The sequence below is a fragment of the Stutzerimonas stutzeri KOS6 genome (assembly GCF_000307775.2).
GTDB classification, from domain to species: domain Bacteria; phylum Pseudomonadota; class Gammaproteobacteria; order Pseudomonadales; family Pseudomonadaceae; genus Stutzerimonas; species Stutzerimonas stutzeri_B.
Map to the genome: position 1 here is coordinate 17,206 of NZ_KK020677.1, position 22,830 is coordinate 40,035.

33 protein-coding genes and 1 pseudogene are annotated in these 22,830 nt (G+C 58.4%); 33 read left to right on the forward strand and 1 reads right to left on the reverse strand.

The features are described from left to right. Positions 1 to 155: 155 nt before the first annotated feature. From rpsJ to B597_RS40625, 29 genes are all read left to right on the forward strand, one after another. The gene (rpsJ, locus tag B597_RS40485) at positions 156 to 467 is read left to right on the forward strand and encodes a 30S ribosomal protein S10 (RefSeq protein WP_003186070.1); all 312 of its coding nucleotides are present in this window, start codon (positions 156 to 158) and stop codon (positions 465 to 467) included. Between the two features lie 82 nt (positions 468 to 549). Further along, the gene (rplC, locus tag B597_RS40490; RefSeq protein ID WP_003293024.1) at positions 550 to 1,185 is read left to right on the forward strand and encodes a 50S ribosomal protein L3; all 636 of its coding nucleotides are present in this window, start codon (positions 550 to 552) and stop codon (positions 1,183 to 1,185) included. Between the two features lie 12 nt (positions 1,186 to 1,197). Then, positions 1,198 to 1,800: a 50S ribosomal protein L4 gene (gene rplD / locus B597_RS40495; protein ID WP_003293026.1), complete on the forward strand. Its 603-nt coding sequence runs from the start codon at positions 1,198 to 1,200 to the stop codon at positions 1,798 to 1,800. Then, positions 1,797 to 2,096, forward strand: a complete 300-nt coding sequence (gene rplW, locus B597_RS40500) for a 50S ribosomal protein L23 (protein ID WP_003281842.1) — start codon at positions 1,797 to 1,799, stop codon at positions 2,094 to 2,096. The genes rplD and rplW overlap by 4 nt, the downstream gene beginning before the upstream one ends. A gap of 14 nt (positions 2,097 to 2,110) precedes the next feature. After that, complete coding sequence (rplB, locus tag B597_RS40505) at positions 2,111 to 2,932, forward strand: 50S ribosomal protein L2 (RefSeq protein WP_003293028.1); 822 nt, start codon at positions 2,111 to 2,113, stop codon at positions 2,930 to 2,932. A 16-nt stretch (positions 2,933 to 2,948) separates the two neighbouring features. Further along, positions 2,949 to 3,224, forward strand: coding sequence for a 30S ribosomal protein S19 (gene rpsS / locus B597_RS40510; RefSeq protein WP_003293029.1), 276 nt, complete (start codon positions 2,949 to 2,951; stop codon positions 3,222 to 3,224). A 13-nt stretch (positions 3,225 to 3,237) separates the two neighbouring features. Beyond that, a complete protein-coding gene (gene rplV, locus B597_RS40515; protein ID WP_003103908.1) occupies positions 3,238 to 3,570 on the forward strand; it encodes a 50S ribosomal protein L22 in 333 nt (110 codons plus the stop codon). A 13-nt stretch (positions 3,571 to 3,583) separates the two neighbouring features. Then, positions 3,584 to 4,270 carry a 30S ribosomal protein S3 gene (gene rpsC, locus B597_RS40520; protein WP_003289210.1) on the forward strand — a complete coding sequence of 229 codons (687 nt, stop codon included), beginning with the start codon at positions 3,584 to 3,586 and terminating at the stop codon, positions 4,268 to 4,270. A 12-nt stretch (positions 4,271 to 4,282) separates the two neighbouring features. Beyond that, positions 4,283 to 4,696 (forward strand): 50S ribosomal protein L16, encoded by a 414-nt coding sequence (gene rplP / locus B597_RS40525; RefSeq protein WP_003281836.1) that lies wholly within the window; start codon positions 4,283 to 4,285, stop codon positions 4,694 to 4,696. Beyond that, positions 4,696 to 4,887: a 50S ribosomal protein L29 gene (rpmC, locus tag B597_RS40530; RefSeq protein ID WP_003281834.1), complete on the forward strand. Its 192-nt coding sequence runs from the start codon at positions 4,696 to 4,698 to the stop codon at positions 4,885 to 4,887. Before rplP ends, rpmC begins: the two co-directional genes overlap by 1 nt. Before the next feature lie 2 nt (positions 4,888 to 4,889). Further along, positions 4,890 to 5,156 (forward strand): 30S ribosomal protein S17, encoded by a 267-nt coding sequence (gene rpsQ, locus B597_RS40535; protein WP_003293030.1) that lies wholly within the window; start codon positions 4,890 to 4,892, stop codon positions 5,154 to 5,156. 23 nt (positions 5,157 to 5,179) lie between these two features. Continuing rightward, positions 5,180 to 5,548 (forward strand): 50S ribosomal protein L14, encoded by a 369-nt coding sequence (gene rplN / locus B597_RS40540; protein ID WP_003281831.1) that lies wholly within the window; start codon positions 5,180 to 5,182, stop codon positions 5,546 to 5,548. An 11-nt stretch (positions 5,549 to 5,559) separates the two neighbouring features. Continuing rightward, positions 5,560 to 5,874, forward strand: a complete 315-nt coding sequence (rplX, locus tag B597_RS40545) for a 50S ribosomal protein L24 (protein WP_003293031.1) — start codon at positions 5,560 to 5,562, stop codon at positions 5,872 to 5,874. A gap of 19 nt (positions 5,875 to 5,893) precedes the next feature. Next, positions 5,894 to 6,433, forward strand: a complete 540-nt coding sequence (gene rplE / locus B597_RS40550; RefSeq protein WP_003293032.1) for a 50S ribosomal protein L5 — start codon at positions 5,894 to 5,896, stop codon at positions 6,431 to 6,433. 13 nt (positions 6,434 to 6,446) lie between these two features. Further along, positions 6,447 to 6,752 carry a 30S ribosomal protein S14 gene (gene rpsN / locus B597_RS40555; protein ID WP_003293034.1) on the forward strand — a complete coding sequence of 102 codons (306 nt, stop codon included), beginning with the start codon at positions 6,447 to 6,449 and terminating at the stop codon, positions 6,750 to 6,752. Between the two features lie 181 nt (positions 6,753 to 6,933). After that, positions 6,934 to 7,326, forward strand: coding sequence for a 30S ribosomal protein S8 (gene rpsH / locus B597_RS40560; protein WP_003293036.1), 393 nt, complete (start codon positions 6,934 to 6,936; stop codon positions 7,324 to 7,326). 12 nt (positions 7,327 to 7,338) lie between these two features. Further along, a complete protein-coding gene (gene rplF, locus B597_RS40565; protein WP_003293037.1) occupies positions 7,339 to 7,872 on the forward strand; it encodes a 50S ribosomal protein L6 in 534 nt (177 codons plus the stop codon). Positions 7,873 to 7,882: 10 nt separating this feature from the next. Next, on the forward strand, positions 7,883 to 8,233 hold the full coding sequence (gene rplR, locus B597_RS40570) for a 50S ribosomal protein L18 (RefSeq protein WP_003293038.1): 351 nt from the start codon (positions 7,883 to 7,885) through the stop codon (positions 8,231 to 8,233). Between the two features lie 3 nt (positions 8,234 to 8,236). After that, on the forward strand, positions 8,237 to 8,737 hold the full coding sequence (gene rpsE / locus B597_RS40575; RefSeq protein ID WP_003293040.1) for a 30S ribosomal protein S5: 501 nt from the start codon (positions 8,237 to 8,239) through the stop codon (positions 8,735 to 8,737). A 2-nt stretch (positions 8,738 to 8,739) separates the two neighbouring features. Continuing rightward, positions 8,740 to 8,922 carry a 50S ribosomal protein L30 gene (rpmD, locus tag B597_RS40580; protein WP_003289195.1) on the forward strand — a complete coding sequence of 61 codons (183 nt, stop codon included), beginning with the start codon at positions 8,740 to 8,742 and terminating at the stop codon, positions 8,920 to 8,922. Between the two features lie 2 nt (positions 8,923 to 8,924). After that, a complete protein-coding gene (gene rplO / locus B597_RS40585) occupies positions 8,925 to 9,359 on the forward strand; it encodes a 50S ribosomal protein L15 (protein ID WP_003293041.1) in 435 nt (144 codons plus the stop codon). Further along, positions 9,360 to 10,688, forward strand: coding sequence for a preprotein translocase subunit SecY (secY, locus tag B597_RS40590; protein ID WP_003293043.1), 1,329 nt, complete (start codon positions 9,360 to 9,362; stop codon positions 10,686 to 10,688). Between the two features lie 29 nt (positions 10,689 to 10,717). Further along, a complete protein-coding gene (rpmJ, locus tag B597_RS40595; protein WP_003281814.1) occupies positions 10,718 to 10,834 on the forward strand; it encodes a 50S ribosomal protein L36 in 117 nt (38 codons plus the stop codon). Between the two features lie 129 nt (positions 10,835 to 10,963). After that, positions 10,964 to 11,320 carry a 30S ribosomal protein S13 gene (gene rpsM, locus B597_RS40600; RefSeq protein ID WP_003289190.1) on the forward strand — a complete coding sequence of 119 codons (357 nt, stop codon included), beginning with the start codon at positions 10,964 to 10,966 and terminating at the stop codon, positions 11,318 to 11,320. Between the two features lie 30 nt (positions 11,321 to 11,350). Then, positions 11,351 to 11,740, forward strand: a complete 390-nt coding sequence (gene rpsK, locus B597_RS40605) for a 30S ribosomal protein S11 (RefSeq protein ID WP_003281811.1) — start codon at positions 11,351 to 11,353, stop codon at positions 11,738 to 11,740. Between the two features lie 17 nt (positions 11,741 to 11,757). Beyond that, complete coding sequence (rpsD, locus tag B597_RS40610) at positions 11,758 to 12,378, forward strand: 30S ribosomal protein S4 (RefSeq protein WP_003293044.1); 621 nt, start codon at positions 11,758 to 11,760, stop codon at positions 12,376 to 12,378. A 22-nt stretch (positions 12,379 to 12,400) separates the two neighbouring features. Further along, the gene (locus B597_RS40615; protein WP_003293045.1) at positions 12,401 to 13,402 is read left to right on the forward strand and encodes a DNA-directed RNA polymerase subunit alpha; all 1,002 of its coding nucleotides are present in this window, start codon (positions 12,401 to 12,403) and stop codon (positions 13,400 to 13,402) included. Between the two features lie 45 nt (positions 13,403 to 13,447). After that, positions 13,448 to 13,837: a 50S ribosomal protein L17 gene (rplQ, locus tag B597_RS40620; RefSeq protein ID WP_003293047.1), complete on the forward strand. Its 390-nt coding sequence runs from the start codon at positions 13,448 to 13,450 to the stop codon at positions 13,835 to 13,837. A gap of 183 nt (positions 13,838 to 14,020) precedes the next feature. Then, positions 14,021 to 15,481 (forward strand): catalase, encoded by a 1,461-nt coding sequence (locus B597_RS40625; protein ID WP_003293049.1) that lies wholly within the window; start codon positions 14,021 to 14,023, stop codon positions 15,479 to 15,481. Between the two features lie 103 nt (positions 15,482 to 15,584). Here B597_RS40625 and uvrA read toward each other — a convergent pair whose 3' ends face one another. Further along, complete coding sequence (gene uvrA / locus B597_RS40630) at positions 15,585 to 18,431, reverse strand: excinuclease ABC subunit UvrA (RefSeq protein ID WP_003293050.1); 2,847 nt, start codon at positions 18,429 to 18,431, stop codon at positions 15,585 to 15,587. Positions 18,432 to 18,562: 131 nt separating this feature from the next. On the opposite strand from uvrA, the gene B597_RS40635 reads away from it, so the two are divergent. The 4 genes and pseudogenes from B597_RS40635 to B597_RS47430 form a co-directional block, all read left to right on the forward strand. Then, entirely contained in the window at positions 18,563 to 19,930 is a 1,368-nt protein-coding gene (locus B597_RS40635; protein ID WP_003293052.1) for an MFS transporter, read from the forward strand. A gap of 167 nt (positions 19,931 to 20,097) precedes the next feature. After that, a complete protein-coding gene (locus B597_RS40640) occupies positions 20,098 to 20,589 on the forward strand; it encodes a single-stranded DNA-binding protein (protein WP_003293053.1) in 492 nt (163 codons plus the stop codon). Positions 20,590 to 20,732: 143 nt separating this feature from the next. Beyond that, complete coding sequence (locus B597_RS40645; protein ID WP_003293055.1) at positions 20,733 to 21,953, forward strand: tyrosine-type recombinase/integrase; 1,221 nt, start codon at positions 20,733 to 20,735, stop codon at positions 21,951 to 21,953. Then, a pseudogene (locus B597_RS47430) lies at positions 21,940 to 22,830 on the forward strand (site-specific integrase); the annotation flags it as partial. The gene B597_RS40645 and the pseudogene B597_RS47430, both read left to right, overlap by 14 nt.

The window sequence follows — 22,830 nt, forward strand, 5'->3', positions numbered from 1 at the left end:
AGTAATATTTGACGATGATGAGGAAGGCCCCTTCGGGGGCCTTTTTCTATTGTTGATCATTTATTGACACCCTGTGGGCGCATCCGTACAATTGCGCCTCCTTTTACCGGGGGTATTGCGCCTGGTAGGGTGGCTACTTGGAGTCTGAGGTCAAAATGCAAAACCAACAAATCCGTATTCGGTTGAAGGCTTTTGACCATCGCCTGATCGATCAATCAACCCAGGAAATCGTGGAAACCGCGAAACGTACTGGTGCTCAGGTGCGTGGTCCGATTCCGCTGCCAACCCGCAAAGAGCGGTTCACTGTGCTGGTTTCTCCGCACGTCAACAAAGACGCGCGCGACCAGTATGAAATCCGAACCCACAAGCGTGTGCTGGACATCGTTCAGCCGACCGACAAAACCGTCGATGCGCTGATGAAGCTCGATCTTGCGGCTGGTGTGGAAGTGCAGATCAGCCTCGGCTAAAACCTGAGAGTTTTAGTCGTGTAACGCTCTGAAATGGGCGGCCATAGCGGGTGAAAGCCCCGTACACTCAAGAGGTTTCAAAATGACTATTGGTGTAGTCGGTCGCAAATGCGGTATGACCCGCGTTTTCACCGAGGATGGTGTCTCTATTCCGGTTACGGTCATCGAGATCGAGCCGAATCGCGTCACTCAGTTCAAGAATGAAGAGAGCGATGGCTATCGTGCAGTGCAGGTCACTGTCGGTGAGCGTCGCGCGTCCCGTGTCACCAAGGCTCAGGCCGGTCACTTCGCCAAGGCGAGCGTGGCTGCTGGTCGTGGCGTCTGGGAATTCCGCCTTGATGGCGAGGAGTTCCAGGCTGGTGACCAGATCAATGCCGAGATTTTCCAGGCGGGTCAACTGGTGGATGTCACCGGTCAGTCCAAGGGTAAAGGCTTTGCCGGTACCATCAAGCGCTGGAACTTCCGTGGTCAGGACAATACCCACGGTAACTCCGTATCCCACCGCGTCCCGGGCTCTATCGGTCAGTGCCAGACTCCAGGTCGTGTATTCAAGGGCAAGAAGATGTCCGGGCACATGGGCGCCGAGCGCGTAACCGTGCAGTCTCTGGAAATCGTGCGTGTCGATGCCGAGCGTAACCTGCTGTTGGTGAAGGGCGCTGTGCCTGGCGCCACTGGTGGTGACGTGCTCGTGCGTCCGGCCGCCAAGGCTCGCGGTTAAGGGGGGGTTCACATGCAATTGAATGTAAATGGCGCACAGGCCATCGAAGTCTCCGATCGCACCTTCGGTGGTGAGTTCAACGAGACGCTGGTGCACCAGGCAGTCGTGGCCTATATGGCTGGCGGTCGTCAGGGTAGCAAGCAGCAGAAGACCCGCTCTGATGTGTCCGGTGGCGGCAAGCGTCCGTGGCGTCAGAAGGGCACCGGTCGCGCTCGCGCCGGTACCAGTCGTGGTCCGATTTGGCGTGGTGGTGGTGTTACCTTCGCTGCTCGTCCGCAGAACCATGAGCAAAAGCTGAACAAGAAGATGTATCGCGCAGCCATGCGCTCCATTCTTGCTGAGCTGGTTCGCTCCGAACGCCTGGTCGTTGTCGAAGATTTCGCCGTCGAGGCTCCGAAGACCAAGATGCTTGCAAACAAGCTGAATGGTATGGGTCTGAATGACGTGCTTATCGTTTCCGATGCTGTCGATCAGAACCTTTATCTGGCTGCTCGCAATCTGCCGCACGTAGATGTTCGCGATGTCCAGGGTTCCGATCCGGTCAGCCTGATCGCCTATGACAAGGTGTTGATCACCGTGTCGGCTGTGAAGAAATTCGAGGAGCTGCTGGGATGAACCAGGAACGCGTATTCAAAGTCCTGCTTGGTCCGCACGTCTCCGAGAAGGCTACCGTGCTGGCTGACAGCAAGAAGCAATTCGTTTTCAAGGTTGCTACCGATGCAACCAAGCTGGAAATCAAGAAGGCTGTTGAAAGCCTGTTCGACGTGAAGGTCGCTGCCGTCAATACCCTGAACGTTCAGGGCAAGACCAAGCGTACCGCTCGCGGTCTGGGCAAGCGCAACGACTGGAAGAAGGCGTACATCGCTCTTCAGCCGGGCCAGGATCTCGATTTCTCCGGCAGTGCTGAGTAAGGAAGGGGTGCATCATGGCAATCGTTAAATGCAAACCGACTTCCGCGGGCCGCCGTTTTGTGGTCAAGGTGGTCAATCAGGAGCTGCACAAAGGCGCTCCTTACGCACCGCTGCTCGAGAAGAAGTCGAAGACTGGCGGCCGTAACAACAACGGTCGTATCACCACTCGTCACATTGGTGGTGGTCACAAGCAACACTATCGTCTGGTCGATTTCCGTCGCAACAAGGATGGCATTCCTGCCGTCGTTGAGCGTATCGAATACGATCCGAACCGTACTGCGCACATCGCGCTGCTGAAGTATGCCGACGGTGAGCGTCGCTACATCATCGCGCCGAAGGGCGTGAGTGCCGGCGATCAGCTGGTTTCGGGCATCAATGCCCCGATCAAGGCTGGTAACAGCCTGCCGCTGCGCAACATTCCGCTGGGTTCTACCGTTCACGGTGTCGAGCTCAAGCCGGGCAAGGGTGCACAGATCGCTCGCTCCGCTGGTGCGTCGGCTCAGCTGGTTGCTCGCGAGGGTTCCTACGTGACGCTGCGTCTGCGCTCCGGCGAGATGCGCAAGGTGTTGGCCGAGTGCCGCGCGACCCTGGGCGAAGTCTCGAATTCCGAGCACAGCCTGCGTTCGCTGGGTAAGGCCGGTGCCAAGCGCTGGAAGGGCATTCGTCCTACCGTTCGTGGTGTTGCGATGAACCCGGTCGATCACCCACACGGTGGTGGTGAAGGTCGTACCTCCGGTGGTCGTCATCCGGTGTCGCCATGGGGCTTCCCGACCAAGGGCGCGAAGACCCGCACTAACAAGCGCACCGATAACATGATCGTCCGTCGTCGCAAGTAACTAGAGGGATACGACAGTGCCGCGTTCTCTGAAAAAAGGTCCTTTTATCGATCTTCACCTACTGAAGAAGGTCGAAGCGGCGGTGGAGAAGAACGATCGCAAGCCGGTTAAAACCTGGTCGCGTCGTTCGATGATCCTGCCGCAAATGGTCGGTCTGACCATCGCTGTACATAACGGTCGTCAGCATGTACCGGTCCTCGTGTCCGAAGACATGGTCGGCCATAAACTCGGCGAGTTCGCTGCTACCCGCACCTATCGCGGGCATGTGGCGGACAAGAAAGGCAAGCGCTAAGGGGTAAGGAAAGATGGAAGTAGCCGCTAAGTTGTCGGGCGCTCGCATCTCCGCCCAGAAAGCCCGCCTGGTCGCCGACCAGATCCGCGGGAAGAAGGTGGGCGAAGCGCTCAACCTCCTGGCTTTCAGCAGCAAGAAAGCCGCCGAGATCATGAAGAAAGTGCTGGAGTCGGCCGTTGCCAACGCCGAGCACAACGAAGGCGCAGATGTGGATGACCTGAAGGTCTCCACCGTCTTCGTCAACGAGGGGCGTTCGCTTAAGCGCATCATGCCGCGTGCCAAAGGCCGCGCTGATCGCATCGTCAAGCGGTCTTGCCATATCACTGTCAAGGTTGCGGACAAGTAACGGAGTCGATCAGATGGGTCAGAAAGTACATCCCACTGGCATTCGCCTGGGAATCGTCAAGGAGCACACCTCCGTCTGGTACGCAGACGGCCGTACGTATGCAGACTATCTGCTTGCAGATCTGAACGTGCGTGAGTACCTCCAAGACAAACTAAAAAGCGCGTCCGTAAGCCGTATCGATATCCATCGTCCGGCTCAGACAGCACGCATCACCATCCACACCGCTCGTCCCGGCATCGTGATCGGCAAGAAGGGTGAAGATGTTGAGAAGCTGCGTCAGGACCTGACCAAGCAAATGGGTGTGCCTGTGCACATCAATATCGAAGAGATCCGCAAGCCGGAGCTCGACGCCATGCTGGTTGCACAGAGCGTAGCTCAGCAGCTGGAGCGTCGCGTGATGTTCCGTCGCGCCATGAAGCGCGCTGTACAGAACGCCATGCGCATTGGTGCCAAGGGCATCAAGATCCAGGTCAGTGGTCGTCTGGGTGGGGCTGAAATTGCCCGTACCGAGTGGTATCGCGAAGGTCGTGTGCCTCTGCACACCCTGCGTGCCGATATCGATTACAACACTTACGAAGCGCACACCACTTACGGTGTGATCGGTGTGAAGGTGTGGATCTTCAAAGGCGAAGTGATTGGTGGTCGCCATGAAGAGCTCAAGCCTCAAGCGCCTGCGCCTCGTAAAAAAGCTGCTAAGTAAGGGGTACGCCAAATGTTGCAACCCAAGCGTACAAAATTCCGCAAGCAGATGACCGGCCACAACCGCGGTCTGGCTCAGCGCGGTAGCAAGGTCAGCTTCGGCGAATTCGCCCTGAAGTCTGTTTCCCGTGGTCGTCTGACTGCGCGTCAGATCGAAGCCGCACGTCGTGCGCTCACTCGTCATGTAAAGCGTGGCGGGAAGATCTGGATCCGCGTGTTCCCCGACAAGCCCGTTACCAAGAAGCCCCTGGAAGTTCGTATGGGTAAAGGTAAGGGTAGCGTCGAGTACTGGGTAGCCCAGATTCAGCCGGGCAAGGTGCTCTACGAGATCGAGGGTGTTTCCGAAGAGCTGGCGCGTGAGGCTTTCGCCCTGGCCGCTGCAAAGCTGCCGCTCGCCACCTCCTTTGTTAAGCGGACGGTGATGTGATGAAAGCGAATGAACTTCGTGAAAAATCCGTTGAGCAGCTGAACGAGCAACTGCTCGAGCTGCTGCGGGACCAGTTCAATCTGCGTATGCAGAAGGCGACTGGCCAGTTGGGGCAGTCTCACCTGCTCTCGCAAGTCAAGCGCGACATCGCTCGCGTCAAGACTGTGCTCAACCAGCAGGCAGGTAAGTGATCATGGCTGAAGCTCAGAAAACCGTCCGCACGCTGACCGGCCGCGTCGTCAGCGACAAGATGGACAAGACCATCACCGTTCTGATCGAGCGTCGCGTAAAGCACCCGATCTACGGTAAATACGTGAAGCGTTCGACCAAACTGCACGCCCACGACGAAACCAACCAGTGCCGTATCGGCGACAAGGTCACCATTCGCGAGACTCGTCCGCTGGCCAAGACCAAGTCCTGGATGCTGGTTGACGTCGTTGAACGCGCCGTCGAAGTCTAAGGGCTAGGGGTCGGAGAAATTATATGATTCAGACTCAATCCATGCTCGATGTGGCTGATAACAGTGGCGCTCGTCGCGTCATGTGTATCAAGGTGCTCGGCGGTTCGCACCGCCGTTACGCCGGCATCGGCGACATCATCAAGGTAACCGTCAAGGAAGCCATTCCTCGTGGCAAGGTCAAGAAAGGCCAGGTTATGACCGCTGTAGTGGTTCGTACCCGTCACGGTGTTCGTCGTCCTGATGGTTCGATCATTCGCTTCGATGGCAATGCTGCTGTTCTGTTGAACAACAAGCAGGAGCCTATCGGCACGCGTATCTTTGGGCCGGTGACGCGTGAACTTCGTACCGAGAAGTTCATGAAGATCGTCTCGCTCGCCCCTGAAGTGCTGTAAGGAGTAGCCGCATGCAAAAGATTCGTCGCAACGACGAGATCATCGTCATCGCCGGCAAAGACAAGGGCAAGCGCGGTAAGGTGCTGAAGGTTCTCGCTGACGACCGTCTGGTTGTTGGTGGGGTCAACCTGGTCAAGCGCCATACCAAGCCGAACCCGATGTCCGGCGTTCAGGGCGGTATCGTCGAGAAGGAGGCGCCTTTGCACGTCTCTAACGTCGCCATTTTCAACGGTGAGACCAACAAGGCAGACCGCGTTGGTTTCAAGGTTGAAGAAGGCAAGAAAATTCGTGTCTTCAAGTCGACCCAGAAGCCGGTTGACGCTTGAGACTGCTAGGTAGATAACCATGGCACGACTAAAAGAAGTTTATCGGAAGGAAATCGCGCCCAAGCTGAAGGAAGAACTTCAGCTCGACAACGTGATGGAAGTTCCGCGCATTACCAAGATCACCCTAAACATGGGTATTGGCGAAGCGATCGGTGACAAGAAAATCATCGACAACGCAGTTGCCGACCTGGAAAAGATCACTGGTCAGAAAGTGGTCGTGACGCATGCTCGCAAGTCCATCGCAGGCTTCAAAGTCCGCGAAGGCTGGCCGATCGGTGTCAAAGTCACCCTGCGCCGCGAGCGTATGTACGAGTTCCTGGATCGTCTGCTTTCCATCTCCCTGCCGCGAGTGCGCGACTTCCGCGGCCTGAATGCCAAGTCCTTCGATGGCCGCGGCAACTACAGCATGGGCGTCAAGGAGCAGATCATCTTCCCGGAAATCGATTACGACAAGATCGATGCCCTGCGTGGTCTGGACATCACTCTGACCACTACTGCTCGGACGGATGAAGAAGGTCGCGCTCTGCTGCGTGCTTTCAACTTCCCGTTCCGTAACTGATTGGAGTAGGCACATGGCTAAGCAAAGCATGAAGAACCGTGAGCTGAAGCGTCAGCAAACGGTCGCCAAGTTCGCCCAGAAGCGTGCTGCACTGAAGGCAATCATCGTTAGCCCGGAGTCCACTCCGGAGCAGCGCTGGGAAGCTCAGGTGGCACTGCAGAAGCAGCCGCGTGATGCAAGCGCTTCGCGCCTGCGCAACCGCTGCCGTCTGACTGGTCGTCCGCACGGCGTTTACCGCAAGTTCGGGCTGGCGCGCAACATGCTGCGTCAGGCCGCCATGCGCGGTGACGTGCCGGGCCTGGTCAAGGCCAGCTGGTAATAAAAGCAGCCAGGGCCTTCGGGTCCTGTTTGTTTATCGGTCAAGCCCCTTATGGGGCTTGATTCGTTTCTGGCAACTCTCTAGAATGTCCGGCTCGCCTGAGCCTCGCATTTTTGTAGGGTTCGACCATTGGCGACACGAGCCGTCAAGGCTATTTTTTTGTATTAGGAGCTAAGAGCCCATGAGTATGCAGGACCCGTTAGCGGACATGCTAACTCGTATCCGTAATGCCCAGATGGCCGAAAAGTCCGTCGTAAGCATGCCGTCTTCCACTCTGAAGGTGGCGGTAGCCAATGTTCTTCAGGGCGAAGGCTATATCGCGGGATACCAGGTCAGTGGCGACGCCAAGCCGCAGCTGTCCATCGAGCTGAAGTACTTTGAAGGCCGTCCGGTCATCGAGGAGCTGAAGCGCGTAAGTCGTCCTGGCCTGCGCCAGTACAAGTCCGTTGACCAGTTGCCGAAAGTACGTGGCGGCCTGGGTGTCTCGATTGTTTCCACCAATAAGGGTGTGATGACTGATCGGGCTGCTCGCGCTGCTGGTGTTGGCGGCGAAGTGCTTTGCACTGTGTTCTAAGGGGGGATAAGCATGTCTCGCGTTGCTAAGAACCCCGTCAAGCTGCCGGCTGGCGTCGAAATCAAGATGTCCGGTCAGCAGCTTTCGGTGAAGGGCGCAAAAGGCGCTCTCGAACTGAATGTTCACCCGTCTGTGGAAGTGACCCAGGAAGCTGGCGAACTGCGTTTCGCTGCTCGTAATGGCGATCAGCAGACCCGCGCTATGGCTGGTACTACCCGCGCTCTGGTCAATAATATGGTGATCGGCGTCAGTCAGGGCTTCGAGCGCAAGCTTCAGCTCGTTGGCGTTGGTTACAAGGCTCAAGCCAAAGGTCAGGTGCTGAACCTCGCTCTCGGCTTCTCTCATCCGATCGACTACGCGTTGCCGGAAGGAGTGGTTGCTGAAACCCCGAACCAGACCGAGATCCTGATCAAGGGTGTCGACAAGCAACTGGTTGGTCAGGTCGCTGCGGAGATTCGCGATTTCCGTCGCCCTGAACCTTATAAGGGCAAGGGTGTTCGTTACGCGGATGAAGTAGTCCGCCGTAAAGAAGCCAAGAAGAAGTAGGGCATAGCAAATGACCGACAAGAAAGTTACTCGACTGCGTCGCGCTCGCAAAGCACGCCTGAAAATGCACGAGCTCGAAGCCGTGCGTCTGTGCGTGTATCGCTCTTCGCAGCATATCTACGCCCAGGTCATTTCGGCCGACGGCAGCAAGGTTCTGGCAAGCGCCTCGACCTTGGACAAAGCACTGCGTGACGGCGCCACCGGCAATGTCGACGCGGCCAAGAAAGTTGGCGAGCTGGTTGCCGAGCGTGCGAAAGCAGCTGGCGTGACCCAGGTTGCATTCGACCGTTCTGGCTTCAAGTACCACGGTCGTGTCAAGGCACTGGCTGATGCTGCTCGTGAAGGCGGGCTGGAGTTCTAAGTTATGGCAAATAACGAGCAAAAGCGCGACGAAGGCTACATCGAGAAGCTGGTTCAAGTTAACCGCGTCGCAAAAACCGTAAAAGGTGGTCGCATCTTCACCTTCACCGCGCTGACTGTCGTTGGTGATGGCAAGGGTCGCGTAGGCTTCGGTCGTGGCAAGTCCCGCGAAGTGCCTGCTGCAATCCAGAAGGCCATGGAGGCGGCTCGCCGCAACATGATTCAGGTCGATCTGAACGGCACCACTCTGCAGTATCCGACCAAGGCGGCGCATGGCGCTTCCAAGGTTTACATGCAGCCGGCTTCCGAAGGTACCGGTGTGATCGCCGGTGGCGCCATGCGCGCACTCCTGGAAGTAGCTGGCGTGCAGAACGTTCTGGCCAAGTGCTATGGCTCCACCAATCCCGTGAACGTGGTTCATGCCACCTTCAAGGGTTTGAAGGCCATGCAGTCGCCCGAATCCGTTGCTGCCAAGCGGGGCAAGAGCGTCGAGGAGATTCTCTAACCATGGCTAACGCTACTGTCAAAGTCACGCTGGTAAAGAGCGTGAACGGCCGCCTGGCCAATCACAAGGCTTGCGTCAAGGGCTTGGGCCTGCGTCGCATCGGTCACACCGTCGAGGTTCAGGATACTCCTGAGAATCGCGGCATGATCAACAAGGCCTACTACCTTCTCCGCGTGGAGGGTTAATCATGCAATTGAACGATCTGCGTTCCGCGCCGGGTGCCCGTCGCGAGAAGCTGCGTCCGGGCCGTGGTATCGGCAGCGGTCTCGGCAAAACCGGTGGCCGTGGTCACAAGGGCCAGACCTCCCGTTCCGGTGGCAAGATTGCCCCCGGCTTCGAGGGTGGTCAGCAGCCGCTGCACCGTCGCCTGCCGAAGTTCGGCTTCGTTTCCCTGAAGGCCATGGATCGCGCAGAAGTGCGTACTTCCGAGCTGGCCAAGGTGGAAGGTGATGTCGTCACCGTGCAGAGCCTGAAGGATGCCAACGTCATCAACCAGAACGTGCAGCGCGTGAAAATCATGCTGTCCGGCGAGGTTGGTCGCGCTGTTACTCTCAAGGGCATCGCAGCCACCAAGGGTGCGCGTGCGGCTATCGAAGCAGCTGGCGGTAAGTTCGAGGAATAAATGGCTAAGCAAGGTGCTCTCTCCGCGCTGAGTAATGGTGGCCTGTCCGAACTCTGGGCTCGTCTGCGCTTCCTGTTCATGGCGATCATCGTCTACCGGATTGGCGCACACATCCCGGTGCCCGGGATCAATCCCGACCGGCTGGCCGAGCTGTTCCGTCAGAACGAGGGGACCATCCTTAGCTTGTTCAACATGTTTTCCGGCGGTGCGCTGGAGCGCATGAGCATCTTTGCGCTGGGGATCATGCCGTACATCTCGGCATCGATCATCATGCAGCTCATGACCGCTGTCAGCCCACAGCTGGAGCAGTTGAAGAAAGAAGGTGAGGCGGGTCGTCGCAAGATCAGTCAGTACACGCGCTATGGCGCGCTGGTGCTGGCGATCGTGCAGGCTGTCGGCATGTCGGTAGGCCTGGCTGGCCAGGGCGTCGCGTTCAGCAATGACTTCGGCTTCTACTTTGTCGCCATTACTACCTTCGTGTCCGGCGCGATGTTCATGATGTGGCTGGGTGAGCAGATCACCGAGCGAGGTGTAGGCAACGGTATATCGATGCTTATCTTTGCCGGGATCGTTGCAGGGCTTCCGGGTGCGCTCGGGCAGTCCTTCGAGTCTGCTCGTCAAGGTGACATCAATATCATTGCGTTGCTCGCGGTCGGTTTGCTGGCTGTGGCGATCATCGGCTTCGTGGTCTTCATCGAGCGTGGGCAGCGTCGTATCGCCGTGCACTACGCCAAGCGTCAGCAAGGTCGCAAGGTGTTCGCTGCGCAGACCAGTCACCTGCCTCTGAAGGTGAACATGGCGGGGGTTATCCCGGCTATTTTCGCCAGCAGCATTCTGCTGTTTCCTGCTTCTTTGGGTCAGTGGTTTGGCCAGTCGGAGAGCATGGGCTGGTTAGCTGACATCTCGCAGGCTATCGCTCCCGGGCAGCCGTTGAATATCCTGCTGTTCAGTGCTGGCATCATTTTCTTCTGCTTCTTCTATACGGCGTTGATGTTCAATCCGAAGGATGTGGCGGAGAATCTGAAGAAGTCCGGTGCGTTTATTCCCGGGATTCGTCCTGGTGAGCAGTCCGCGCGCTATATCGATGGCGTGTTGACTCGCTTGACCATGTTCGGCGCCCTGTACATGACGGCTGTATGTCTGCTGCCACAGTTTCTTGTGGTTGCGGCCAATGTGCCGTTCTACCTTGGTGGGACCTCGTTGCTGATCGTGGTTGTGGTTGTCATGGACTTCATGTCCCAAGTGCAATCGCACCTCATGTCGCACCAGTACGATTCCCTGATGAAGAAAGCCAACCTGAAGGGCTACGGCAGCGGAATGCTCCGCTGAGGTGGTTCGTAAGGTTCTAGGAGTTGGTGATGAAAGTTCGTGCATCGGTTAAAAAGCTGTGCCGTAACTGCAAGATCATCCGTCGCGACGGCGTCGTGCGCGTGATTTGCAGCGCAGAACCGCGTCACAAGCAGCGCCAAGGCTGATTGTGTAAGGCGTTAGAACCCGGCAGCTAGTGCGCTGCCGGGTTGAATATTTGTTATTACAGCGTTAATATCTCGCGCCCTTTTCTTGGCTTCCGGGGCGTAGGTAGCTGTCAATTGGAGTTTCACTGAATGGCCCGTATTGCAGGCGTCAACATTCCGGATAACAAGCACACTGTTATCTCGCTGACCTACATCTACGGTGTTGGTCGCACCCGTGCGCAGGAAATCTGCGCTGCTACCGGTGTGAATCCGGCAGCAAAGATCAAGGATCTTTCCGACGAGCAGGTCGAACTGCTGCGTGGCGAAGTCGGCAAGTTCATCGTTGAGGGCGACCTGCGTCGCGAAGTCAACATGAAAATCAAGCGCTTGATGGACCTGGGTTGCTATCGCGGCCTGCGTCATCGTCGTGGTCTGCCGGTTCGCGGTCAGCGTACCAAGACCAACGCCCGTACCCGTAAGGGCCCGCGCAAGCCGATCCGCAAGTAATCGCGTTAGCGAATCGACAGGAATTTAGTCATGGCAAAACCTGCTGCTCGTCCTCGTAAAAAAGTCAAAAAGACAGTGGTTGATGGCATCGCCCACATCCACGCGTCTTTCAACAATACCATCGTGACCATCACCGATCGCCAGGGTAACGCATTGTCCTGGGCTACCTCGGGTGGTTCCGGTTTCCGCGGCTCGCGTAAGAGCACTCCGTTCGCTGCCCAGATCGCTGCAGAGCGCGCTGGCCAGGCTGCACTGGAGTACGGCCTGAAGAACCTCGACGTCAACGTCAAGGGCCCGGGTCCGGGTCGTGAGTCCGCCGTGCGTGCTTTGAACGCATGTGGTTATAAAATCGCCAGCATCACCGACGTGACGCCTATCCCGCATAACGGGTGCCGTCCGCCGAAGAAGCGTCGCGTGTAATCAGGAGACAGTGAAGAATGGCTCGTTATATTGGTCCCAAGTGCAAACTGTCTCGTCGTGAAGGCACCGATCTCTTCCTGAAGAGTGGTGCGCGCGCGCTCGAATCCAAGTGCAACATTGAAACTCCGCCGGGTGTGCACGGTCAGCGTCGCGGCCGTCTTTCCGACTATGGCACTCAGCTGCGTGAAAAGCAGAAAGTACGCCGCATCTACGGTGTGCTGGAGCGTCAGTTCAGTGGTTACTACAAGGAAGCTGCCAGCCGCAAGGGCGCGACCGGTGAGAACCTGCTGCAACTGCTCGAGTGCCGTCTGGACAACGTCGTGTATCGCATGGGCTTCGGCTCCACTCGTGCCGAATCGCGTCAGTTGGTTTCGCACAAGTCGATCAGCGTCAACGGTCAGACCGTGAACATTCCGTCTTACCAGGTCAAGGCCGGTGACGTCGTGGCTGTTCGTGAAAAGTGCCGTAACCAGCTGCGTATCGCCCAGGCCCTCGAACTGTGCGCTCAGCGCGGTCGCGTTGAATGGGTCGAAGTAGATGCCGACAAGAAATCCGGTGTTTTCAAGAATGTTCCGGCTCGCAGCGATCTGTCCGCCGACATCAACGAAAACCTGATTGTCGAGCTCTACTCCAAGTAAGGGCTAGAAAATAGGTGTATCCATGCAGAGTTCGGTAAATGAGTTCCTGACCCCCCGCCATATCGATGTGCAGGTGGTCAGTCCGACCCGTGCCAAGATCACTCTCGAGCCCCTCGAGCGTGGTTTTGGCCACACCCTGGGCAACGCGCTGCGTCGTATCCTGTTGTCCTCCATGCCCGGCTGTGCTGTGGTCGAGGCTGAGATCGACGGTGTGCTCCACGAGTACAGCGCCATCGAGGGCGTGCAGGAAGATGTAATCGAAATCCTGCTCAACCTCAAAGGTATCGCCATCAAGCTGCACGGCCGTGATGAAGTGACCTTGAGCCTGGTGAAGAAGGGCGCGGGCGCTGTTACCGCTGCCGATATCCAGCTGGATCACGATGTCGAAATCGTCAATGGCGATCACCTGATCGCCAATCTGGCGGCCAACGGCTCGCTCAACATGAAGCTCAAGGTCGCTCGCGGCCGTGGTTACGAGCCTGCTGACGCGCGTCAGAGCGATGAGGACGAAAGCCGTAGCATCGGCCGTCTTCAGCTCGACGCCACCTTCAGCCCGGTTCGTCGCGTGGCTTATGTGGTCGAGAATGCTCGTGTCGAGCAGCGCACCAACCTGGACAAGCTGGTCATTGACCTGGAAACCAACGGCACTCTGGATCCCGAAGAGGCGATTCGTCGTGCAGCGACCATCCTGCAACAGCAGCTGGCTGCGTTCGTCGACCTCAAGGGCGACAGCGAGCCGGTGGTTGTTGAGCAGGAAGACGAGATCGATCCGATCCTGTTGCGTCCGGTTGATGACCTGGAACTGACCGTACGTTCGGCCAACTGCCTGAAAGCAGAAAACATCTATTACATTGGTGATCTGATCCAGCGCACCGAAGTAGAGCTGTTGAAAACGCCGAACCTGGGCAAGAAGTCCCTGACCGAGATCAAGGACGTTCTGGCTTCGCGTGGTTTGTCCCTCGGTATGCGCCTGGATAACTGGCCGCCGGCAAGTCTCAAGAAGGACGATAAGGCCACTGCCTGATCGCCCCCAGTAACCGAACTGAACGTTTGGTAAGGAATTTCAATCATGCGTCATCGTAAAAGTGGCCGTCATCTGAGCCGCACCAGCGCCCACCGCAAGGCCATGTTCCAGAACATGGCGGTGTCGCTGTTCGAGCACGAACTGATCAAGACCACCCTGCCCAAGGCCAAGGAACTGCGTCGCGTTGCCGAGCCGCTGATCACCCTGGCCAAGGAAGACAGCGTCGCCAACCGTCGTCTGGCTTTCGACCGTACTCGTTCGAAAGCTGCCGTAGGCAAGCTGTTCAACGATCTGGGCAAGCGCTACGCCACCCGTCAGGGCGGTTACCTGCGTATTCTGAAGTGCGGTTTCCGCGCTGGTGACAACGCACCGATGGCTTATGTCGAGCTGGTTGACCGTCCGGTCACCGGTGAGGTTGAGGCCGCGGCCGAGTAAATTCGGCGCTGTAAAAAAACCGAGCCTTTGGGCTCGGTTTTTTTATGCCTGATAGATTTGCTCTATCGAGCGCGTTGGCCTTCATCATTAGCCGGCGTTGCGCTTGGTTCCTATGATGGCACTCAACCAGAAGGGGCCTTCGGGACATCCCCCTGGATTCGTTGGACGCCAAGGAGATCCGCCATGACTGACAAACCCAAGCTCACGACCGTCGCCGGTGCGCCGGTAGTCGAGAACCAGAATTCGATGACCGCGGGCCGGCGTGGCCCGATGTTGCTGCAGGACGTATGGTTCCTGGAAAAGCTGGCGCATTTCGATCGCGAGGTCATTCCGGAGCGCCGCATGCATGCCAAGGGTTCCGGCGCCTTCGGCGAATTCGTCGTGACCCACGACATCACCCGTTACACCAAGGCGAAGCTGTTCTCCGAGATCGGCAAGCGCACCCCGCTGTTTGCCCGCTTCTCCACTGTGGCTGGTGAGCGCGGCGCTGCCGATGCCGAGCGCGACATCCGTGGCTATGCCCTGAAGTTCTACACCGAGGAAGGCAACTGGGACATGGTCGGCAACAATACGCCGGTGTTCTTCTTCCGCGATCCGCTGAAGTTCCCCGATCTCAATCATGCGGTCAAGCGCGACCCGCGGACCAATATGCGCAGTGCCAACAACAACTGGGACTTCTGGACCGGTCTGCCCGAGGCGCTCCACCAGATCACCTACGTGATGGGCGATCGGGGTATTCCGGCCTCCTACCGGCATATGCATGGTTTCGGCTCGCATACTTACAGCTTCATCAGTCCGATGAACGAGCGCTATTGGGTCAAGTTCCATTTCCGTACCCAGCAGGGCATCAAGAACCTGACCGACGCCGAAGCCGCAGCGATCGTCGCCAATGACCGCGAAAGCTCGCAGCGCGACTTGTTCGAGGCGATCGAGCAGGGCGAGTACCCACGTTGGACAATGTACGTGCAGGTCATGCCGGAAGCCGATGCGGCCAAGGTACCGTACCATCCGTTCGACCTGACCAAGGTCTGGCCGCATGCCGATTACCCGTTGATCGAGGTTGGCTACTACGAGCTGAACCGTAATCCGGACAACTATTTCCAGGACGTCGAGCAGGCTGCGTTTACCCCGGCCAACGTCGTTCCGGGTATTAGCTTCTCGCCGGATCGCATGTTGCAGGGGCGGCTGTTCTCCTACGGTGATGCGCAGCGCTACCGTCTCGGGGTGAATCACCACCAGATTCCGGTGAATGCGCCGCGTTGCCCGGTACACAGCTATCACCGTGATGGCGCCATGCGCGTGGACGGCAACCAGGGCGGTCGCCTGCACTACGAGCCGAACAGCTATGGCGAGTGGCACGAGCAGCCGGACTTCAGCGAGCCGCCGCTGGCGCTGGAAGGCGCGGCCGATCGCTACGATTACCGTGCGGACGATGCCGACTACTTCACCCAGCCCGGTAACCTGTTCCGCCTGATGAAGGCCGATGAGCAGCAGCGGCTGTTCGAGAACACCGCAAGGGCCATGACCGGTGTGGAGCGCCACATCAAGCTGCGCCACATCAAGCATTGCTACTTGGCCGATCCGGCCTACGGCAGCGGTATCGCCAAGGCCCTGGAGATTCCGGTGGAAGAAGCGCTGGCCTGACCCAGGCCCCCGCGTCGCTCAGCGGCGCTCTGGAGGGAATGGCCGTTCACGAAAAAGCCCGCAGCATGCTGCGGGCTTTTCGTTTCAGAGGCCGGGCGCAGTGTCAGCCGGCGGGGGTTGCGTCGCGCTCCAGCAGTGGCTTGAGGAAGTGGCCGGTATGCGACTGGGCCATCCCTGCGACCTCTTCCGGAGTGCCGCTGGCGATGATCTGGCCGCCCTTGGAGCCGCCTTCCGGACCGAGATCGACCAGCCAGTCGGCGGTCTTGATCACGTCCAGATTGTGCTCGATGACCACGACGGTGTTGCCGTGGTCGCGCAGGCGGTGAAGGACGTCCAGAAGTTGCTGGATATCGGCGAAATGCAGGCCGGTGGTCGGCTCGTCGAGGATGTACAGGGTCTTGCCGGTATCGCGCTTGGACAGCTCGCGCGATAGCTTGACCCGCTGCGCCTCCCCGCCGGACAGTGTGGTCGCGCTTTGCCCCAGCTTGATGTATGACAGGCCGACGTCCATCAGCGTTTGCAGTTTGCGCGCGACGGCTGGAACCGGATCGAAGAACTCCCGTGCTTCCTCGATGGTCATGTCGAGGACTTCGGTGATGCTCTTGCCCTTGTACTTCACTTCCAGGGTTTCGCGGTTGTAGCGCTTGCCCTTGCATACGTCGCAGGGGACGTAGATGTCTGGCAGGAAATGCATCTCCACCTTGATCACGCCGTCACCCTGGCAGGCCTCGCAGCGCCCGCCCTTGACGTTGAAGGAAAATCGTCCCGGGCCGTAACCGCGCGACCGTGCTTCCGGGACGCCGGCGAAAAGTTCGCGAATGGGCGTGAACAGGCCGGTGTAGGTTGCCGGGTTGGAGCGCGGTGTGCGACCGATCGGGCTCTGGTCGATGTCGACCACCTTGTCCAGGTGCTGCAGGCCATCGAAGCTATCGTGCGGGGCTACTTCCAGCGTGGTCGCCCCATTGAGCGCCGTGGCGGTGATCGGAAACAGGGTGTTGTTGATCAGTGTCGACTTGCCCGAGCCCGACACGCCGGTGATGCAGGTCAGCAGGCCGACCGGGATCTCCAGGTCGACGTTGCGCAGGTTGTTGCCGCGAGCGCCCTTGAGCTTGAGTAGCCGCTTCGGGTCGCGCCGGGTGCGCTCTGGTGGGTAGTTGATCTTCACTCGGCCGGACAGGTACTTGCCGGTCAGCGAGTCCGGATGTGCCATTACCTCATCAGGGCTGCCTTCGGCGACGATGCGTCCACCATGCACCCCGGCGCCCGGGCCGATGTCCACCACGTAGTCGGCAAGACGGATGGCGTCTTCGTCGTGCTCGACCACGATCACCGTATTGCCGATGTCGCGCAGGTGACGTAAGGTGCCCAGCAGGCGCTCGTTGTCGCGCTGGTGCAGGCCGATCGAGGGCTCGTCGAGGATATACATCACGCCGACCAGGCCGGCGCCGATCTGGCTGGCCAGGCGGATGCGCTGGGCCTCGCCGCCGGAAAGGGTATCGGCGCTACGGTCGAGGGTCAGGTAATCGAGGCCGACGTTGACGAGAAACTGCAGGCGCTCGCTGATTTCCTTGAGGATCTTGCCGGCAATCTCGCCACGCCGGCCACTGAGCGAAAGCCTGGCGAAATAATCCGTGGCGTCACCAATGGGAAGTGCCGTGACCGCGGGCAATGTCTTGTCGCCGACCCATACGTGGCGGGCCTCCCGGCGCAGGCGCGTGCCGCGGCATTCCGGACAGGGCTGTGTGCTGAGGTACTTGGCGAGCTCTTCGCGCACCGAGTTGGATTCGGTTTCGCGATAGCGGCGCTCAAGGTTTGGAATGATGCCTTCGAAAGGGTGCGAGCGTTTGACGATATCGCCGCGATCGTTGAGGTAGCGGAACTCGACATTCTCGCGCCCGCTGCCGCGCAGGATGAACTTCTGCTGGTCGGCTGCCAGCGAGTCGAATGGTTCGTCCAGGCTGAAACCATAATGCGAGGCCAGAGAGCCAAGCATCTGGAAGTAGTACACGTTGCGCCGGTCCCAGCCGCGAATGGCCCCCTCGGCAAGGGTCAGCTCGCCGTTGACCAGGCGTTTGGCGTCGAAAAACTGCTTCACGCCCAAGCCATCGCAGGTCGGGCAGGCGCCGGCCGGGTTGTTGAAGGAGAACAGCTTGGGCTCCAGTTCGCTGATCGAATGGCCGCAGATCGGGCAGGCGAAGCGTGCCGAGAAGATCATCTCCTCGCTGTCGTCGTCTTCTTCCATGGAGGCAACCAGTGCGATGCCATCGGCCAGCTTGAGGGCCGTCTCGAACGATTCAGCCAGTCGCTGCTGCAGATCGCTACGGACCTTGAAGCGGTCCACCACCACATCGATGGAGTGCTTTTTCTGCTTGTCGAGCTTGGGCAGTTCGTCCAGTTCGTACAGCCGACCGTTGACCCGGGCACGCACGAAGCCCTGCGCGCGCAGTTCGTCGAATACGGCCAGGTGCTCGCCCTTGCGTTCACGGATGACCGGCGCCAGCAGCATCAGTTTGCGCCCCTCGGGCAGGGCCAGCACCTGATCCACCATCTGGCTGACCGTCTGGGCTTCCAGTGGCGCGTCATGGTCCGGGCAGCGCGGGGTGCCGACCCGCGCATAGAGCAGGCGCAGGTAGTCGTAGATTTCGGTGATGGTGCCGACGGTGGAGCGCGGGTTGTGCGAGGTCGACTTCTGCTCGATCGAGATCGCCGGGGAGAGCCCTTCGATGGTATCCACATCGGGCTTTTCCATCATCGAGAGGAACTGCCGGGCGTATGCCGAAAGCGATTCGACGTATCGGCGCTGGCCCTCGGCGTAGAGCGTGTCGAATGCCAGCGAAGACTTGCCGGAGCCGGAGAGGCCGGTGATGACGATCAGCTTGTCGCGCGGCAGGGTGAGGTCGATGTTCTTCAGGTTGTGGGTGCGGGCCCCACGAATCAGAATCTTGTCCAAAACAGCCTCGCGTGGCGGGCGGAAACCCGAAAGTATACGGCCGGGGTGATAGTCGCGGCAAAACTGTGCGCCTGTGCCGAACAGGGTTGGGCTGTTAGAATCGCCGCCGGTTCATACAAGCGAGACCCCCCATGCAGGACCCTTACAGCGAGCGCATGAGCGCCAGCGAAACACGCGCAGCTTCCGGGCTGGCTCTGGTGTTTGCGTTTCGCATGCTCGGCATGTTCATGGTTTTGCCCGTGCTGGCGACCTACGGCATGGATCTGGAGGGCGCTACGCCGACCCTGATCGGACTTGCGATAGGTGCCTATGGTTTGACCCAGGCGCTGCTGCAAATTCCCTTCGGCATTCTCTCCGACCGCATCGGGCGCCTGCCGATCATTTATTTCGGTCTGCTGATCTTCGCCGCCGGGGCCGCGTTGGCTGCCATGTCGGACAGCATATGGGGCGTAATCGCCGGGCGCATTCTGCAGGGAGCCGGGGCGATTTCCGCGGCAGTCATGGCCCTGCTTTCGGATCTGACCCGTGAGCAGCACCGGACCAAGGCGATGGCGCTGATCGGCGTGAGCATCGGCTTTTCCTTTGCCGTGGCGATGATCGTCGGGCCGCTTCTGACGCGCGCGTTCGGCCTTTCCGGGCTGTTCTGGGTGACGGCAGCGATGGCGGTGCTCGGTGGCGTCATCGTCGCACTGTTGCCGAGAGCCCACGCCCACGTGCGCCATCGCGAATCAGGGGTCGCCAGGCAGGCGCTCGGTCTGACGTTGCGTCACCCCGACCTGCTGCGCCTGGACTTCAGCATCCTGGCGCTGCACGCGATCCTCATGGCTAGCTTCGTCGCCTTGCCACTGGCGTTGGTGGAGCAGGGGGCGTTGCCCAAGGAAGAGCACTGGTGGGTCTATCTCACGGCGCTAATGGTCGGTTTCTTCGGCATGATTCCCTTCATCATCTATGGCGAGAAGAAGCGCCGGATGCGTCGCGTCCTGCTGGGCGCAGTCGCAGCGCTACTGCTTTGCGAGCTGTTCTTCTGGTGGTTCGGCAATGGCCTGTGGATGCTGGTGGTCGGTATGGTGGGCTTCTTCGTGGCGTTCAATCTGCTGGAAGCTTCGCTGCCATCGTTGATCAGCAAGGTGGCGCCGGCTGGCGGCAAGGGCACGGCGATGGGGGTCTATTCCACCAGCCAGTTCCTCGGCTCCGGTCTGGGCGGCGTGCTCGGCGGGTTGCTCTACCAGCAGGGTGGGCTGGCGCTGGTGTTCGTCGGCTGCGCTGCATTGTGCGCACTGTGGCTCTTCGTTGTCTTCAGCATGCGCGAGCCGCCGTATGTCACCAGCCTGCGCTTGCCGCTGTCGGCCGGTGCGCTGGCCAATGCCGGGCTCGGAGACGAGCTGCTGCGCGTGACGGGGGTCAGCGATGTGCTGATCGTCGCCGATGAAGCGGCGGCCTATGTAAAGGTCGACACACAGTACCTTGACCGAGACGCCCTGGATCGCCTGGTCGCCTGAGCATCGCAGCCATGGCGGCGACAGATGCGTATCACGGCGCAACTTGAGGGTGCGTCGGTTGGTTGTCAGGGGTGGCTGAGGTAAGATTCTCGGTCATCGGCTTTCCTGGTAGCAGAACCGTTATCGGCGAGCCCACTTCAATTCAATGTTCCAATGAGGAGTTACCCATGGCCAGAGGGGTGAATAAAGTCATCTTGATCGGCAATGTCGGCGGCGACCCGGAAACCCGCTACATGCCCAATGGCAATGCGGTGACCAACATCACGCTGGCAACCACCGACAGCTGGAAGGACAAGCAGACCGGTCAGTTGCAGGAGCGCACCGAGTGGCACCGCGTCGTGCTGTTCGGCAAGGTCGCCGAGATCGCTGGCGAATACCTGCGCAAGGGTTCGCAGTGCTACATCGAGGGCCGTCTGCAGACCCGTGAATGGGAAAAGGACGGCGTCAAGCGCTACACCACCGAAATCGTCGTCGACATGAACGGCTCCATGCAGCTGCTTGGTGGCCGTGGCGGCAGCTCCGATGATGCGCCGCGCCAGCCACGCCCGCAGCGCGAGCCGCAGCAGGCGCCACGTCCCCAGGCCCAACCGCAGCAGCCGGCTGCAAGGCAGCAGCCTGCACCGGACTACGATAGCTTCGACGACGACATCCCCTTCTAGCGAACCCCTGAGACTTTTTTGTAAAGTTTCCGTCGAGAACCCCCGCTTAGCGGGGGTTTTCTCGTTTTTAGGGCGTAAAAAATCAGTTGACGATTTTTGGCTAGGCTCATACCTTGAATTTACGTAAGGAATTCGAGGTATTCATGCGGCTATCAGTGAGGAGGTTTCAAACCGAGTCAGGCGAGAGGTTTCTGATTCTCGTTGATGACGCGGGCATGCCTCTCTACTACCCTGCGCTCTTTGTGACAGCGGTTCTGCGTGGGGGAAACCGCGCCATCAATACCATCAGTCATGCCCTCACAGCCATCAAGCTGCTGTACGCATGGGATGACTACTACTGCGTTGACCTGGAGTCGCGCTTTAAGCGAAGCGAGCTGCTCTTCGAGCATGAGATCCACTCTCTTCGTGATTTCTCGCAGAAGCGCTTGGCTGACACGAAGCCCAATGAGGGCAAGGTCACTTCAATCAAGCGTCGCCAGCGGCTGGTCTCCACCGAAAGCCAGTTCAATCGAATGTCTGTGATTGCCGATTACGTGGGGTTCATCGCAGGGCGGCTATATCCGGTGACGGCAACCAGTGCCAAAGACATCAGCGCCATGGTGGCAATGATCAAAGCAAATCGGCCTCGGATAAATGAGCTTACCGAGAAGGACAGCTCTGACACTCACCTAGACGACGGCCTCCTGGACGCTCTTGAAGATGTCATCAGGCCAGGCGGCGAAGCCAACCCGATAGCCGATTCCGGTATCCAGGTTCGTAACGCACTCATGTTCACCATCCTTCGTTTAACGGGGATGCGCCGAGGCGAGCTACTCAATCTCAAGATCGATGATTTCGACTTCAAGACCGAGGTTGTTCGAGTGGTGCGGCGACCGGACTCCGCTGGAGACCCTAGGCAGTACCAACCATTGGCGAAAACCAGGGAGCGAACCCTCCCGTTGACGCCGGAGGTGATGGAGCGGATCAGCGACTATATCACTAAGTACCGTAATAAGGTGCCAGGCGCTCGAAAGCACGGGTTCCTATTTGTTACTCATAAAGCAGGCCCAAACCAAGGGTGGCCAATATCCAACTCAGGCTTCGGTAAATTCATTTTCGGCTTAACGGAGATAGCCTCAAATCTAGAAGGCTTTCACTCGCACGCCCTTCGCCATCACTGGAACTACGTGTTTTCACGACTAGTTACTGAGAAGGGAATAACGCCTGAGCGCGAAGAAAAACTGCGCTCCTATTTGATGGGGTGGAGTGAAACATCTGGCACCGCGAGTACGTATAACAGGCGCCACATCAGGGAAGAGGCTGGTAAGGCCGTAATAGAGTTGCAGAATAAGCGCCTAAGGAAGTTGTCTGATGAAAACAAATAACATGCATGGTTATGCTGCTAGATTACCCGCGCAATATGAACGCACAGAGTTTTTGTCTAGAGACGGTTATGCGGTTGTTGTTGCATCTGATTACTGGCGGCTGAGCAAGGATGTAGCCTTCAATCTTGATTGGCTTTGCGAATTTTTGAGCGATGATATGGTTCTTAGCTTTAGGCACGTTTTGAGTGTTTATGCTCAAACTTGCTCTTCAAAGCACGCTATAAACTTGCACGCTAGGCTTAAGGAGTACTTGAGATTCTCCGCAGGTCAAGCAGTCTTCAGTCCAGAGTCGATCATTTCATATCGAGCAAAGCTGCTCGGTGAAGAGTGGAAGCTCAGTGGTGTTCGCGCCTTCATCCGCACATGGGTTTCTACTGGGTACAAAGGTATTCCATCTGAAACGCTACCCATGATGGAAAAGTGGCGGATCAAGGGGAACGAAAAGGGTTTTGCTGTCCAATCCATGTGCCCAGAGAGCGGGCCGCTTACCGACATAGAGATGGATGGAATAGTCTCTGGGGTGCTGGAGTGCTATTCGAACGGCCAGTTAGATCTGCGAGACACTTGCTACGCAATGATTTTGGCAATGACAGGCAGAAGGTCGATCCAGATCACTTCCCTTAAGAATAAGGATCTTTTGTCTGTTGGGGATAAGTACTATATAAATTTCCCGCGCGGTAAACAGCGCTATGGGAAGTGGCGAACTGCGTTCAAAAAATTCCCTATCGTAGAGGATCTTTGGCTTCTCCTTCAGACCCAGGCGGAGCGCGTAAAGGCGCTATTCAATGAGCGAGTTTCTGGTGGGGTTTCACTGGAGCTTGTACGGGAACTGCCGCTTTTCCCTGCTATAGAGAAGTACGATGCATCGAAAAGCCTA